The 15,086-nt window shown below is 58.4% G+C and carries 13 protein-coding genes; 9 read left to right on the top strand and 4 right to left on the bottom strand.

Annotated features, from left to right (window positions below; all coding sequences use genetic code 11):
* The first annotated feature begins 341 nt into the window (after nucleotides 1-341).
* A complete protein-coding gene (locus tag GPL81_RS22710; protein WP_160108522.1) occupies nucleotides 342-863 on the top strand; it encodes a BRO-N domain-containing protein in 522 nt (173 codons plus the stop codon).
* 11 nt (nucleotides 864-874) lie between these two features.
* Here the strand turns inward: GPL81_RS22710 and GPL81_RS22705 are convergent, their stop codons facing one another.
* Entirely contained in the window at nucleotides 875-1,138 is a 264-nt protein-coding gene (locus GPL81_RS22705; RefSeq protein WP_121104276.1) for a HigA family addiction module antitoxin, read from the bottom strand.
* Nucleotides 1,139-1,333: 195 nt separating this feature from the next.
* On the opposite strand from GPL81_RS22705, the gene GPL81_RS31135 reads away from it, so the two are divergent.
* The 5 genes from GPL81_RS31135 (at nucleotide 1,334) to GPL81_RS22685 (ending at nucleotide 5,808) form a co-directional block, all read left to right on the top strand.
* Nucleotides 1,334-1,504: a hypothetical protein gene (locus GPL81_RS31135; protein ID WP_178122621.1), complete on the top strand. Its 171-nt coding sequence runs from the start codon at nucleotides 1,334-1,336 to the stop codon at nucleotides 1,502-1,504.
* A 144-nt stretch (nucleotides 1,505-1,648) separates the two neighbouring features.
* Nucleotides 1,649-1,852: a hypothetical protein gene (locus GPL81_RS22700; RefSeq protein WP_160108521.1), complete on the top strand. Its 204-nt coding sequence runs from the start codon at nucleotides 1,649-1,651 to the stop codon at nucleotides 1,850-1,852.
* Nucleotides 1,853-1,978: 126 nt separating this feature from the next.
* Entirely contained in the window at nucleotides 1,979-2,128 is a 150-nt protein-coding gene (locus tag GPL81_RS22695; RefSeq protein ID WP_160108520.1) for a hypothetical protein, read from the top strand.
* Between the two features lie 34 nt (nucleotides 2,129-2,162).
* Complete coding sequence (locus GPL81_RS22690) at nucleotides 2,163-3,938, top strand: anti-phage dCTP deaminase (protein WP_246218965.1); 1,776 nt, start codon at nucleotides 2,163-2,165, stop codon at nucleotides 3,936-3,938.
* Between the two features lie 376 nt (nucleotides 3,939-4,314).
* On the top strand, nucleotides 4,315-5,808 hold the full coding sequence (locus GPL81_RS22685) for a YifB family Mg chelatase-like AAA ATPase (RefSeq protein ID WP_160108519.1): 1,494 nt from the start codon (nucleotides 4,315-4,317) through the stop codon (nucleotides 5,806-5,808).
* Between the two features lie 57 nt (nucleotides 5,809-5,865).
* On the opposite strand, the gene GPL81_RS22680 is transcribed toward GPL81_RS22685, so the two are convergent.
* The gene (locus GPL81_RS22680) at nucleotides 5,866-6,786 is read right to left on the bottom strand and encodes a LysR substrate-binding domain-containing protein (RefSeq protein ID WP_160108518.1); all 921 of its coding nucleotides are present in this window, start codon (nucleotides 6,784-6,786) and stop codon (nucleotides 5,866-5,868) included.
* Between the two features lie 158 nt (nucleotides 6,787-6,944).
* Here GPL81_RS22680 and GPL81_RS22675 point away from each other — a divergent pair, with 158 nt between their 5' ends.
* A complete protein-coding gene (locus GPL81_RS22675; RefSeq protein WP_160108517.1) occupies nucleotides 6,945-8,339 on the top strand; it encodes a NorM family multidrug efflux MATE transporter in 1,395 nt (464 codons plus the stop codon).
* A 111-nt stretch (nucleotides 8,340-8,450) separates the two neighbouring features.
* Here GPL81_RS22675 and GPL81_RS22670 read toward each other — a convergent pair whose 3' ends face one another.
* Entirely contained in the window at nucleotides 8,451-10,124 is a 1,674-nt protein-coding gene (locus GPL81_RS22670; protein ID WP_160108516.1) for a putative bifunctional diguanylate cyclase/phosphodiesterase, read from the bottom strand.
* A 264-nt stretch (nucleotides 10,125-10,388) separates the two neighbouring features.
* On the opposite strand from GPL81_RS22670, the gene rep reads away from it, so the two are divergent.
* Both rep and GPL81_RS22660 read left to right on the top strand, forming a co-directional pair.
* On the top strand, nucleotides 10,389-12,398 hold the full coding sequence (gene rep / locus GPL81_RS22665) for a DNA helicase Rep (RefSeq protein WP_007975144.1): 2,010 nt from the start codon (nucleotides 10,389-10,391) through the stop codon (nucleotides 12,396-12,398).
* 57 nt (nucleotides 12,399-12,455) lie between these two features.
* Entirely contained in the window at nucleotides 12,456-13,028 is a 573-nt protein-coding gene (locus tag GPL81_RS22660; RefSeq protein WP_007934646.1) for a xanthine phosphoribosyltransferase, read from the top strand.
* Nucleotides 13,029-13,158: 130 nt separating this feature from the next.
* On the opposite strand, the gene GPL81_RS22655 is transcribed toward GPL81_RS22660, so the two are convergent.
* Nucleotides 13,159-15,081, bottom strand: a complete 1,923-nt coding sequence (locus tag GPL81_RS22655) for an acetyl-CoA hydrolase/transferase C-terminal domain-containing protein (protein ID WP_160108515.1) — start codon at nucleotides 15,079-15,081, stop codon at nucleotides 13,159-13,161.
* Between the last annotated feature and the right edge of the window lie 5 nt (nucleotides 15,082-15,086).

Genomic DNA, 15,086 nt, shown 5'->3' with positions numbered 1-15,086 from the left:
GGCTGCGATCTTTTGATCCCAAGCCCCGCAAAAATCCCGGCAACGTCCTACAAACATCGCACCGCCGTCCGATTGCGTCGTCGAGTATCCGATCTCTAAGCTCTTCCCCAGCTGAATATTCAGCTCTGGGTTTGGCGACCCGGATAGCATCCAGCGCATCGCGACCACGTTCGAACTTGGGAAGTCTTCCCTTCTCGAATTATGGCGGCTCTGCGTGGGAGACCTTCGGGTCTGCCGGTTTTTCCGGATGCACCGGTTCGCCAACCCGCGCGCAGCTGCCACCCTTTTCGTTTGGCGACGACTAGAGGCAGCTTCCTACATACGCATCCGGGAGCTGCACCATGGAAGAAAACTATCTAACCCCCCACGTCTTCACCCGCCACAAACTCCACCTCCACGCCCTCCTCCTGCAAAACCAACCCTGGTTCAGCGCCCGCGATTTGGGCCGAATGCTTCGCCTACACCTCGACGAACGAGCCGTTCGAAAACTCGACCGCGACCAACGCCAAGTCGCTCGCATGCTCATCCACGGCAGCATCGAAAACACCCTGTTGATCAGCGAATCTGGCGTCTACGCACTATTGATTTATCACTACTGCCCCGAATACCGAGGTCTGCGCGAATGGCTGACCCACGAAGTCGTCCCAGCCCTCAGAGACGCACACCTGCCAACCTCAACCGAACGCCCGATACTTAGCCTGCTGAACTGGCCGGAAATGTCGTTGAGTCTGCTGCATTGGAATAACCAGCCATGGATCCGGTTGCAGGATGTTCCGCAGATGCTGATTGATCACGAACCACCCCCACGTGGCATGAACGCGCCGTGGTGGAAACGAGCTTCACGGATGCTGCAATCGCTTTAAGCCCGTGACATTCAACCACGCTCAATTTGGGCTGAGCGCAAATCGTAGCTCGATTGCAGATTCAGCCAGAACTCGGGCGTGGTGTTCAGGTGGATGGATAGCTTCTTCGCCAAGCCAGCACTGACACCCCTCTGCTTGCTCACAACTTCGCTTACTTGAGCCTCAGGCTCGTTCAGCGAGCGAGCCAAATCCGCGACTGTAATCCCCAATAGCTTCAGAAACTCTTCGCTGAGAACTTCACCAGGATGAATCGGCCGCATTCCATTCCGGTTCATTTTCACCTCCTAAGGCTGCATAGAGCAGCGATCATAAGCGGCAACCTTAATCAGGCAAGACCATCCGAACCCTTTCATCGACGTCCTTCAACTATCTCGGCACGGTCCTACAAAAAGTAGCTCTTCGGACTGATTTATCAGCTCACACCCGCTCCTTTACGCTTTTGGTATTGATATTCGATAGATGAGGTATTTATGAGTCCAAAAAAGCGAAAGGCGAATCTGCTACAAATCGCTGAGTTTCACGCGGAAGCGCTTCGTTTGGCTGGAAATATATCGGCCAATCAACAACGTATTATTGAAGTTGCCATCGCACACGGCAAAGAACTTGAGTCGAGCGGTTTACTAGCCGGTGGCAGAAGCTAATTTTTAGTGTCTCGCCATCAGACAGCTTCTACAAGGAACATCAAGTGAAAGCTTGCCCCCTCAACTACCCCACCAGAGTCTCCTCCCCCACCTACCCTTCAAAAAAGCCGCAGGAAGCAGCCTCTGTCATTCCAAGGAGCGACCATGTCCCCCTCCATCGTCCACAACCGTGCTCAGGTTGGTGTGGACGCACTCGTTTTCACCATTGAAGCCCTTCTAGCCAAAGGCATGCTGTCGCTGACCATGGCCGGCCTGCTCGAGGCTGTGCTTAGCAAGCCATATACAAAAATGAAACTCAGGCATCACACCCTTTTCCGCAGGCGCTCCTACCGCTTGTCGTCTAGGTAAATAGAGCTATGCTAATCCCCAATCGGAGGTTTAACTTGAGGATGTGCGTCTGTAGAATGCGGGCCTGTTTTTGACCGTCACCACCTAGGGGATGAAGCCGAGATGAAAAAAACTGAGGAGTCAAACGTGCAGCAATCCACGAAGCTCGCCAAGGGCACCACGGATCAGCGCTCGAATGTGATCGGCTTCGCTCAGTTCAAAGAACGGCAGGCCTCCGAGGAGTACAGAAAGGCTCTTGAGATGGTTGTTGCCAACGCTCAGAAGGCCGATTGGTAATTCCTAAATATTTCAATGCTTCAAGGATCTGAAGATGGCCGCCCCCGCCCCCAAGGAACGACTTACTAAAAGTGCGGATGCCAAATCCTCCACGATGAGTATTCGTCAACGAATCGAAGGTCGACGTACAGATGAAATCGTCATCGCATTTTGTGGCCCGGTTGGCTGCAACTTGGCAGACGTCATTCGCTCCATCCGTCTTCAGTTCGAGGAATACGGATATATCACTGAGCATGTAAAAGTCAGCGATATCATCAAGGGGCATTTTAAAACTCACGGGCTTCCGCCTGAGTTGAAAACCCTCTCACTAGATGTTTCCTCAGGTAAGGAGCGGTACACAACGCTTCAAGACCTCGGCAACGAACTTAGAAAAAAGTATGACCCGCCGATCCTTGCAGCCTTGGCCATGCAGGAAATTGCAGTCAAGCGCACCATCGCAAAAGGCCCAGATGGCAAGGCTCCAAAAACTGTTTACATAATTGACCAACTCAAACACCCTGAAGAGGTCGAACTCTTCAAGCTTGTCTATGGAGACATTTTTTATCTAATAGGCGTCCTGAGCCCTGAAAAAATCAGATTCAACTATCTGACTCGCTCGGAAAGAATTCCTAAGCACGAAGCGCAGTACCTAATTGACCGTGACCGAAACGAGCTGAATGCAACCCATGGGCAAAAACTAGAGAAAACACTGCAGCTTGCTGACTTCTTCATTCGCAACAATCAGGACTCGGTATCGAACCTTACCGCTCCATGTCAGCGTTTTGCTGCGCTGGTCCATGGAAAAAATGGTATTACACCGACTGCAGATGAATCTGGCATGTACGCTGCGTATTCGGCCTCATTGAAATCAGCATGTCTTAGCAGACAGGTCGGTGCAGCCATCGTCAACAAAGAAGGAAACGTTATTTCTCTTGGCTGGAACGATGTGCCGAAATTTGGTGGTGGTCTTTACACATCGGACAGCACGAACGATCAGCGGTGTATCTTTCACGGTGGCAAATGCTACAACGACATACACAAATCTCATCTCATTGAAGATATTGTGGATATCGTCAGCAAGAAAGTTACTGTTACTCAAGAGACCAAAGACGAGCTTGCTCGGTTGATCCAAAAAGAGACAAGAGCTGGGTCAATCATCGAATTCTCCCGTGCCATCCATGCAGAGATGGAAGCGATTCTCGGCCTAGCGCGATCGCACGGGAACTCGACCGATTCATGTGTCCTGTACACAACAACATTCCCTTGCCATAACTGCGCTCGGCACATCATCGCCGCTGGTATCAAGCGTGTTGTCTATATCGAGCCGTATGAAAAAAGTCTCGCACTGGACCTGCATGAGGATGCCATCACCACCGATGCCTGGACTCCAGATAAAACTTTGTTCGAGACGTTTTCTGGCGTACCGCCTAGCAAATACGCAGCTTTCTTTATGTCTAGAGGCGATAAAAAGGACAAGACTGGTCAGGCCGTTGACATTATCAAGACGGATGCCCTACATATCGGAACTCAGTATCTTGACCCATACCAGACTATCGAAGGAAAGGTTGTTCAGGACTTGCTAAGCAAGGTAGGTGCATTCACACCGCCGCCACCATCAAATTCGGGAAGCATTCCTCTGGCGACTCCAGCGCGGCCGGCTCCAACCACGCCAAGCGGGCTAAGTGGACCATCTAATGCTTTTCCTTCAGGGCATCAATCGGCCAATGGACCCCAACCATCACCACCACCGGTTCCTTCCGCGCAGCGCCCCCCGCCCCCGCCTCCTCTTCCGCCTATAGTAGAGCCGCCTGAACCAGAACCAGCGGCTTGAAGGAAAGCCTCGCAAATAGCGGGGCTTTTTCATGGGCTTCACAACCTCATCCAAGTCGCCATGATTACGCTAAGCGCTAACGATGCAAACGGGGCAGATCCATTTAAAGCGTCCGCAATATTGCATCTACGATCAAACATGCATAACCTCAACACACGCGAGTGTATCCACTAAGGGTACGCAGGCCTTGGCGTCACCAAAGCCTGCAATCAAAAAACCGTCTTCTCAAGGCGGTTTTTTTTCGCCCGCCATTTTGGCCAAGGCATTCGCAACACCCAGTGATAGTTTCCCCGCGCAACCACTCCACCAATTTCCTCCTCCGCGTCTACCCTTCAAAAACCGCAGGAAGCGGCCCTCTACAACGCAAGGAACGACCATGTCCCTCTCCATCGTCCATAGCCGCGCCCAAATCGGCGTGGATGCACCCGCTGTCACCGTTGAAGTCCACCTGGCCAATGGTTTGCCGTCGCTGACCATGGTCGGCCTGCCTGAAGCGGCGGTGAAGGAGAGCAAGGATCGGGTGCGTAGCGCGATCATCAATTCGGGGCTGCAATTTCCGGCGCGGCGGATCACGTTGAATTTGGCGCCGGCGGATTTGCCCAAGGATGGCGGGCGGTTCGATCTGGCGATTGCCCTGGGGATTCTCTCGGCCAGTGTGCAGGTGCCGACATTGACGCTCGATGATGTGGAGTGTCTTGGGGAGTTGGCGTTATCGGGCGCGGTGCGAGCGGTTCGAGGGGTGTTGCCGGCGGCGCTGGCGGCGCGCAAGGCCGGGCGCTGGTTGATGGTGCCACGAGCGAACGCCGAAGAAGCGTGCCTGGCGTCGGGGTTGAAGGTGATTGCGGTGGATCATTTGCTTGAGGCCGTCGCGCATTTCAATGGGCATACACCGATCGAGCCTTATGTTTCCAATGGCTTGCTGTACGCCAGCAAACCTTATCCCGACTTGAATGAGGTACAGGGGCAACTCTCCGCAAAACGTGCCTTGCTGATTGCTGCCGCAGGCGCTCACAACCTGCTGTTCAGCGGGCCGCCCGGGACGGGAAAAACCCTGTTGGCGAGTCGTCTGCCGGGATTGCTACCGCCGCTGGCCGAAAATGAAGCACTGGAAGTGGCGGCGATTCAGTCGGTCGTCAGTTGTTCGTCGTTGAGCCATTGGCCGCAGCGGCCGTTTCGTCAGCCGCATCACTCGGCATCCGGGCCCGCGCTGGTGGGCGGAGGCTCAAAACCCCAGCCTGGCGAAATTACTCTCGCCCACCACGGTGTGCTGTTTCTGGACGAACTCCCGGAATTTGATCGCAAGGTATTGGAGGTGCTGCGCGAGCCGCTGGAGTCCGGGCATATCGTGATCTCACGGGCCAAGGATCGCGTGCGATTTCCGGCGCGCTTTCAATTGGTCGCGGCCATGAACCCCTGCCCCTGTGGATATCTTGGCGAGCCCAGCGGTAAATGTTCGTGCACGCCGGACATGGTGCAACGCTATCGCAACAAGCTCTCGGGGCCGCTGCTGGATCGGATCGATCTGCACCTGACCGTGGCCCGGGAAGCCACGGCGCTGAATCCGGCGCCTAAACCTGGGGATGACACGGCATCGGCTGCGGGTCAGGTTGCCGAGGCCCGCGAGCGTCAACACAAGCGTCAGGGATGCGCGAACGCGTTTCTTGATCTGCCAGGGCTGCGCCGTCACTGCAACTTATCCACAGTTGACGAAACCTGGCTGGAAACAGCCTGTGAGCGCCTGACGTTGTCGCTCAGATCCGCTCATCGATTGCTCAAGGTGGCGCGTACGCTGGCGGACCTTGAGAAGGTTGATGATATCGGTCGGGCGCATCTGGCTGAGGCGTTGCAGTATCGACCGGCGACGCAGTGAGTTCGCGATAATTGCCGGGATATCGCTCGAGGCCACGATTGCAGCAGCTTCTTCCACTCAGCTCAGATGCACGACATCCGGCAATTCCATGGATCGGACTTCGTTTTGCAAAAAGTCGCTGAGCCGGCGCATGCGTTCACCGCCCGGACGTGTTTTCGGCCAGACCAGATAATATTTCTCACCGCTGGCCACCGCCGTCGGCCACGGCAGGCTCAAACGTCCCTGGGCAACATCTTCCGCCACCATCAGCAAATCACCCATGGACACGCCATAGCCCCGGGCTGCTGCGATCATGCCCAGCTCCAGCGTGTCGAACACCTGCCCGCCCTTGAGCGACACCTGATCGGCCAGGCCCATGCGTTCCAGCCAATTGCGCCAGTCGCGCCGGTCCGGTGTCGGGTGCAGCAGTTCGGTGTTGGCCAGACGCGTGACGTCCCAAGGCTGATCGCTCGGCAGATTCGGCGCACCCACCGGAATCAACTCCTCGGGAAACAGATAACTCGCCTCCCAGTCCGGCGGGAAATGTCCGTTGCTCAGCAACACTGCACAATCGAACGGCTCATCGTTGAAGTCCACCGAATCGACATCCATCCAGGCGCTGGTCAGTTGCACCTCATTGCCCGGCTGCAAATGGCGGAAACGACTCAGGCGCGCCAGCAACCAGCGCATGGTCAGGGTCGACGGGGCTTTCATGCGCAGAATGTCGTCTTCGGCGCGCAAGGTATTGCAGGCGCGCTCCAGGGCGGTGAAGCCCTCGCGGATGCCCGGCAACAACAGCCGGGCCGACTCGGTCAGCTGCAGGTGGCGGCCACTGCGGTGAAACAAGCGGCAGGCAAAATGCTCTTCGAGCGTACGAATATGCCGACTGACCGCACTTTGCGTGATCGACAGCTCTTCGGCGGCACGGGTAAACGAACTGTGTCGCGCCGCCGCTTCGAATGCGCGCAGGGCATACAAGGGAGGAAGACGACGTGACATTGGGAAAGCTCCTACACCGGGATTCGGCCACCCTAGCAGAAACTGCCCAGCATGAGTTTGAATCATGCTATCCATCCTTTTTATCCCTTTGTGCAAACCCCGCAGAGCGCCGAGAATCGATGCTTTCCTGTTCACTCTGACAATCGAGCGTGATGACCATGCAGCATCCAGCGCGTATTGAACTCTGGGCCATCCTGCGGCTGGCGGGGCCGTTGATCGCCTCGCAGTTGGCGCACATGTTGATGGTCCTCACCGACACTTTGATGATGGCGCGCCTGAGTCCCGAGGCGCTGGCCGGCGGTGGGCTCGGCGCGGCAACCTATTCTTTCGTGTCGATTTTCTGCATCGGCGTGATTGCGGCAGTCGGCACCCTGGTGGCGATTCGTCAGGGTGCAGGCGATATCCTCGGTGCGACCCGACTGACCCAGGCCGGGGTGTGGCTGGCGTGGCTGATGGCGCTGGGCGGCGGGCTGCTGCTGTGGAACCTCAAGCCGGTCTTGCTGCTGTTCGGCCAGACCGAAAGCAACGTCCAGGCGGCTGGGCAGTTCCTGGTGTTCTTGCCCTTCGCCCTGCCCGGCTACCTGAGCTTCATGGCCCTGCGCGGCTTCACCAGCGCCATTGGCCGCGCGACGCCGGTGATGGTCATCAGCCTGGGCGGCACGGTGGCCAACTTCCTGCTCAACTACGCGTTGATCACCGGCATGTTCGGCCTGCCGAAACTGGGCTTGATGGGCATCGGCCTGGTCACCGCGATTGTGGCCAACCTCATGGCGCTGGCCCTGGCGTGGCACATCCGCCGGCATCCGGCTTATGACGCCTACCCGCTGCGTCAGGGCCTGCTTCGGCTCAACCGGCAATACCTGAAGGAACTATGGCGCCTGGGCTTGCCAATTGGCGGCACCTACGCAGTGGAAGTCGGGTTGTTTGCGTTCGCGGCGCTGTGCATGGGCACCATGGGCAGTACGCAGCTGGCGGCGCACCAGATCGCCCTGCAAATCGTTTCGGTGGCGTTCATGGTCCCGGCGGGGATTTCCTACGCGATCACCATGCGCATCGGCCAACACTACGGCGCCGGGCAACTGCTGGATGCACGACTGGCCGGACGGGTCGGCATCGCGTTCGGCGCGGCGGCGATGCTGTGCTTTGCGATGGTGTTCTGGCTGTTGCCGAATCAGTTGATTGGTCTGTTCCTGGACCACAACGACCCGGCTTTCCGCGAGGTCATCAACCTCGCCGTGAGCCTGCTGGCGGTGGCGGCGTGGTTCGAGCTGTTCGATGGCACGCAAACCATCGCCATGGGCTGCATTCGTGGGCTCAAGGATGCCAAGACTACGTTCCTGGTCGGCCTGGGTTGCTATTGGTTGATTGGCGCGCCCGCCGCATGGTGGATGGCGTTCCACTTGCACTGGGGCCCAACCGGTGTCTGGTGGGGGCTGGCGCTGGGACTGGCGTGCTCGGCGGTGAGCCTGACGCTGGCGTTTGAGTGGAAGATGAAGCGGATGATTCGGCGGGAACCATCCCCGCAGCATTTCGACGCCATCCAGGCCGAATGAAAACTCTGTAGGAGCTGGCTTGCCAGCGATGGCGATGGGTCAGACGACAAATGTGTTGAATGACAAACCGCTTTCGCTGGCAAGCCAGCTCCTACAAGGTCGCGGTGGCCGTCAGACCACCCCTTCCAGCGGCGGCTGCTGGCTACTGCCAAAGGTCAGGTACTCCACCAGATCGGGCAACGCCAACGGTTTGCTGATCAGATATCCCTGCACTTGATCACAGGCAAACCCACGCAACAGATCCAGCTGTTCCGCCGTTTCCACGCCTTCAGCAACGACTTCGAGATTGAGGTTGTGCGCGAGGTTGATCATCGCGTGAACCAGTTTGCGGTTCTCCTCGCGCTGTTCCATGCCGCCAACAAAGCTCTTGTCGATCTTCAGCAAGGTGATCGGCAAGCTGTTGAGGTGTACGAACGATGAGAACCCGGTGCCGAAGTCGTCGAGGGAGAAACGCACGCCCAGGCGCCCGAGGGCGTCCATGGTTTGCTTGACCAGATCACTGCGGCGCATGACCGCGGTTTCCGTCAGTTCGAATTCCAGCCATTGCGCCTCGACGCCACGCTCGGCAATCAGCCGGCTCAGGGTCGAGAGCAACTGACTGTCCTGGAACTGGCGGAACGACAGATTGATCGCCATGTGCAGCGGCGGCAAACCGCGCTCACGCAAGGCTTGCATGTCGCGCAAGGCCCGGGAAATCACCCAGTAACCCAGCGGCACGATCAAACCGCTTTGCTCGGCCAGCGGCACGAATTCGCTCGGTGGCAGCAAACCACGCTCAGCATGGCGCCAGCGCACCAGGGCTTCGAGGCCGACGATCTGCCCGTCCTCGAGATTCAGCCGTGGCTGGTAATGCAGTTCCAGCTCATCACGGCGCAACGCCCGGCGCAGCTCGGTTTCGAGGTCGGCGATACTGCGGGCATTACGGTTGATGCGTTCATTGAAGATGTGAAAGGTGCAGCCCTGGGTACTCTTGGCTTGCTGCATGGCGATGTGTGCATGCCACATCAACGGGTCGGCGCCGGCCTGGGCGCGGGCGTGGGCAATGCCCAGGCTGGAGCCGATCAACAGGCTTTCGCCATCGACCCAATAGGGCTCGGCCAGGGCTTCGGTGATGCGTTCGGCCATCCATTCGGCGCGCTGGGGGGCGCGGCGGGTGTCGATCAGCAGGGCGAATTCATCGCTGCCCAGCCGCGCCAGTTGATCGCCGACCTCCAGCTGGCTCTTGAGGCGCGCCACCACTTGCAGGATCAAACGATCGCCGGCCTGATGGCCGAGGGCGTCGTTGGCGTGGCGGAAGTTGTCGAGATCAAGGTGCCCCAACGCCAGGCCACGGCCTTCGTTTTCAGCCAGGCGCGCCGTCAGCAAGGTCTGAAAACCCTGGCGGTTGGCGATGCCGGTCAGCGGGTCTTGCTCGGCCAGGCGCTGCAGCGTGGTTTCCAGCACGCCGCGCTCACGCACATGACGCAGGCAACGGCGCAACATGCCGGGATCGAGATGATCGCGCACCAGCCAGTCGCTTACACCGTCGGGCGGGGTCAGCGGCTCATGTTCGAGCAGCAACACCGTCGGCAGACAGCAACGGCCTGGCGCCGGCTGGAGAGCCGGGATCGTCAATAACACCGCGCTGCGGTTGTCATCGAACAGACTGCTGACCGACTCCCAACTCGGCGCGCTGATGAGCACGGCCGAGCTCCCCATCGGAGCCAGACACTCGCGCAACAACGCTGCCCACGCTGGCTCTTCGGCCAATAGCAGCAAACGCAAGGGTTCGACAGGCGTAGACAAGCTAGCTCCCTAGACTCTGCAAAGATGTAGGCGACGGGCATTATGCCGTGCCGATAACCAATGACCAATGACATCAGTTATCAAACGAGGCCTCTGTATCCGGAAATACGAACATTAGCCGCAATTCCGTTGCGCATCCTGCGTGAAAGTAACAAAACCGGCAATTAGAGATCGCGTTGTACGTCACAAGTCGGAGAGAGCAGCACAAATTGCTGAGCCTGTTAAAATGCCGGCCCATTTCGTGACTGACTCCTGAATTTACCTATGTCCCGACTCAATCCCCGGCAGCAAGAAGCCGTGAGCTACGTCGGCGGCCCTCTTTTGGTGCTCGCCGGTGCAGGCTCCGGCAAGACCAGCGTGATCACGCGCAAGATTGCCCACCTGATCCAGAACTGCGGCATCCGCGCCCAGTACATCGTCGCCATGACCTTCACCAACAAGGCCGCGCGCGAGATGAAGGAACGGGTCGGCACCCTGCTGCGCGCCGGTGAAGGTCGCGGCTTAACGGTCTGTACCTTCCACAACCTGGGCCTGAACATCATCCGCAAGGAACACGTGCGGCTGGGCTACAAACCGGGCTTCTCGATCTTCGACGAGACCGACGTCAAGGCCCTGATGACCGACATCATGCAGAAGGAATACTCGGGCGACGATGGCGTCGACGAGATCAAGAACATGATCGGCGCCTGGAAAAACGACCTGATCCTGCCAGCCCAGGCCCTGGAAAACGCGCGCAACCCCAAGGAGCAGACCGCCGCGATCGTCTACACCCACTATCAGCGCACACTCAAGGCGTTCAACGCGGTGGACTTCGACGACCTGATCCTGCTGCCGGTGAAGCTGTTCGAAGAGCACGCCGATATTCTGGAAAAGTGGCAGAACAAGGTGCGTTACCTGCTGGTGGACGAATATCAGGACACCAACGCCAGCCAATACCTGCTGGTGAAAATGCTCATCGGCAAACGCAACCAGTTCACCGTGGTAGGCGACGACGACCAGTCGATCTATGCCTGGCGCGGCGCACGCCCGGAAAACCTGATGCTGCTCAAGGAAGACTACCCCTCCTTGAAAGTGGTGATGCTGGAGCAGAACTACCGCTCCACCAGCCGCATCCTGCGTTGCGCCAACGTGCTGATCTCGAACAACCCGCACGAATTCGAAAAGCAGCTGTGGAGTGAAATGGGCCACGGCGACGAGATCCGTGTCATCCGCTGCCGCAACGAAGACGCCGAAGCCGAGCGCGTGGCCATGGAGATCCTCAGCCTGCACCTGCGCACCGACCGCCCGTACAGTGATTTCGCGATCCTTTACCGCGGCAACTACCAGGCCAAGCTGATCGAGTTGAAACTGCAGCACCATCAGGTGCCGTATCGCCTGTCGGGCGGCAACAGCTTTTTCGGACGTCAGGAAGTGAAGGACCTGATGGCCTACTTCCGCCTGATTGTGAATCCGGACGACGACAACGCCTTCCTGCGGGTGATCAACGTTCCACGCCGGGAAATCGGTTCCACGACGCTGGAAAAACTCGGCAACTACGCCACCGAACGCAAAATCTCGATGTACGCCGCCACCGACGAAATCGGCCTGGGCGAGCATCTGGACAGCCGCTTCACCGATCGCCTGTCGCGCTTCAAACGTTTCATGGACCGGGTTCGCGAGCAGTGCGCCGGCGAAGACCCGATCTCGGCCCTGCGCAGCATGGTCATGGACATCGACTACGAGAACTGGCTGCGCACCAACAGCTCCAGCGACAAGGCCGCCGACTACCGCATGGGTAACGTCTGGTTCCTGATCGAGGCGTTGAAAAATACGCTCGAGAAGGACGAAGAAGGCGAAATGACCGTCGAGGACGCCATTGGCAAACTGGTGCTGCGCGACATGCTGGAGCGTCAGCAGGAAGAGGAAGACGGTGCCGAAGGCGTGCAGATGATGACCTTGCACGCCTCGAAGGGCCTGGAGTTCCCCTACGTGTTCATCATGGGCATGGAAGAGGAAATCCTTCCGCACCGTTCCAGCATCGAAGCCGACACCATTGAAGAGGAACGCCGCCTGGCCTACGTCGGGATTACCCGCGCGCGTCAGACCCTGGCCTTCACTTTCGCCGCCAAGCGCAAGCAATACGGCGAGATCATCGACTGCGCACCGAGCCGCTTCCTCGATGAATTGCCGCCGGATGACCTGGCCTGGGAAGGCAACGACGACACCCCGACCGAAGTCAAAGCCGTTCGCGGCAACAACGCATTGGCGGATATACGCGCGATGTTAAAGCGTTAGAATTGACCACTTTTACTTAGACCTTCGGCGCCACAAGCGCCATTAGAGGACAGCTTCATGGAAGCACTGCACAAGAAAATCCGCGAAGAAGGCATCGTGCTTTCCGATCAGGTCCTGAAAGTCGACGCCTTTCTGAACCACCAGATCGACCCGGCCCTGATGAAGCTGATCGGCGACGAATTCGCCACGCTGTTCAAGGACTCGGGCATTACCAAGATCGTCACCATCGAGGCTTCGGGCATTGCCCCGGCGATCATGACCGGTCTGAACCTCGGCGTGCCGGTGATTTTCGCCCGCAAGCACCAGTCCCTGACCCTGACCGAAAACCTGCTGTCGGCCACCGTTTACTCGTTCACCAAGCAGACCGAAAGCACCGTGGCGATCTCCCCGCGCCATTTGACCAGCAGCGACCGCGTGCTGATCATCGATGACTTCCTGGCCAACGGCAAGGCGTCCCAGGCGCTGATCTCGATCATCAAACAGGCCGGCGCTACCGTGGCCGGTTTGGGTATCGTGATCGAGAAGTCGTTCCAGGGTGGTCGTGCGGAACTGGATGCTCAGGGGTATCGCGTTGAGTCGTTGGCGCGGGTGCAGTCGCTGAAGGATGGCGTTGTAACCTTCATCGAATAACTCGCCGCACCGCAATCCCCCTGTAGGAGTGAGCCTGCTCGCGATTGCGGTGTATCAGTAGACATCTTCGGTGACTGATACACCGCAATCGCGAGCAGGCTCACTCCTACAGTTGTTTTGGGGTGGCCTGTTACTGCGCGGTGGCCTTGAGGCCGGTAAGCAGCAACCGTTGAAACAGGTCTTCTTTCAGGCCATCGGGATTAGTCAGCTGCATCCGCTCCAGATGCTTTGGAAATTCCGAAGCCTGCGGCGCATCCAGTGCAGCCTTGCCCAGCTCCAGCATCTCACTCAGTTTGAACTTGCTCTTCAGCCAGTTCAGCGCCCGCAGCAGATCGCGCTCCACCCCGGTGAAATCACATCCCAGCGGATACTCCGCAAACAACTGCGCATGCCGCGCCTGAATCGCCTGCAACCTTTGCGGATGGTTATCGATGAAACGCGGATCGAGACAGAAATCCCCGGGCAACTTGCCAACCTTTTGCGCCTGTTCGATCAAACCCTGCTGAAAGCGCGAGTCGCTGATATTCAGCAGCGCTTCGATCACCGCCGCATCGGTCTTGCCGCGCAGATCGGCAATGCCATATTCGGTGACCACGATGTCCCGAAGGTGCCGCGGGATCGTGCAGTGGCCGTACTCCCAGACGATGTTGGAGCTGACCTCGCCACCCGATTCACGCCAGCTGCGCAGGATCAGGATCGAGCGCGCGCCTTCCAACGCATGACCCTGGGCGACGAAGTTGTACTGCCCGCCCACACCGCTGAGCACTCGCCCGTCCTCCAACTGGTCCGCCACACCGGCGCCGAGCAGCGTCATGGTGAACGCGGTATTGATGAACCGCGCATCAAGACGCTGCAAGCGCTTGAGCTCTTCCTGGCCATAGAGTTCGTTGATGTAGCTGATGCGGGTCATGTTGAATTCGAGCCGCTTATCCTGCGGCAGGCCGCGTAAGCGCTCGTAGAAACTGCGCGGCCCAAGGAAGAAGCCGCCGTGAACGCAGATGCCGTCATTCTGCGCCGCTTCATCGAGGGTGCCGGCATTGGCCTGTTGTTGAGTCTGTACGTCCGGGTAGACCTTGCGCCGCACGATCCCGGCTTCGGCCAATACCAGCAGGCCGTTGACGAACATTTCGCTGCAACCGTACAGGCCCTTGGCAAAGGGTTCGAGGCCGCCTTCACGTTCGATCAGTTGCGCCCATTGGCTGAGATTTATGTCCGCGAGCAACGCCTTGTACCCCTCGTTATCCGCCTGGCGCGCCAGCAACGCCGCCGTCAGCGCATCGCCCATGGCGCCGATACCGATCTGCAAAGTACCGCCATCGCGCACCAACGTACTGGCGTGCAGACCGATGAAATGGTCCTGGAAACCCACCGGCATGTTCGGCGTGGAGAACAGCGTGGTGCTGTCCTTCTCGTCGATCAGCAGGTCAAAGGTATCGATGCCGACTTCGGCGTCACCGGGCATGTAGGGCAAATCGGCGTGCACCTGGCCGACCATCAGGATCGTCTCCCCCGCGGCCCTGCGCCTGGCAATCATCGGCAACAGGTCGAGGGTGATGTCCGGGTTGCAGCTCAGGCTCAAGCGGTCGGGATGCTCGCCATGACTGGCCACCCTTTGCGCCACCAGGTTCAAGCCTGCAGCGTTGATGTCCCGGGCGGCATGGCTGTAGTTGCTACTGACATAGTCCTGCTGCGCCGCAGCGCTGTTGAGCAGGCTGCCGGGCTGCATGAAGAATTGCTGAACATGAATATTGCCCGGCAGGTTGTCACGGTGCAGGTCGGCGAGGAAATCCAGCTCCGGATAATCACCGAAGACCCTTGCGATAAAGGGTTCGAGGAAGCGTTTTTGCAATCCGTCACCCAACGGAGGGCGACCCAGGCACAGCGCGGTATAGATCGTCAGCTGCCGCTGTGGCATCTGCGCGATGCGCCGATACAGCGCATTGACGAAAGGGTTGGGCTTGCCCAGGCCCAAGGGCAGGCCCATGTGAATATGCGCCGGCAAACGTGCCAACACCTCATCGACCGCTTGCTCGATAGAACACAGCTGCACCATCCGAT

Source organism: Pseudomonas izuensis, from assembly GCF_009861505.1.
In the GTDB taxonomy this organism is placed as follows: Bacteria; Pseudomonadota; Gammaproteobacteria; order Pseudomonadales; family Pseudomonadaceae; genus Aquipseudomonas; species Aquipseudomonas izuensis.
Note: the sequence above shows the minus strand (reverse complement) of the source record. Positions and strands in the feature narration are given on the sequence as shown.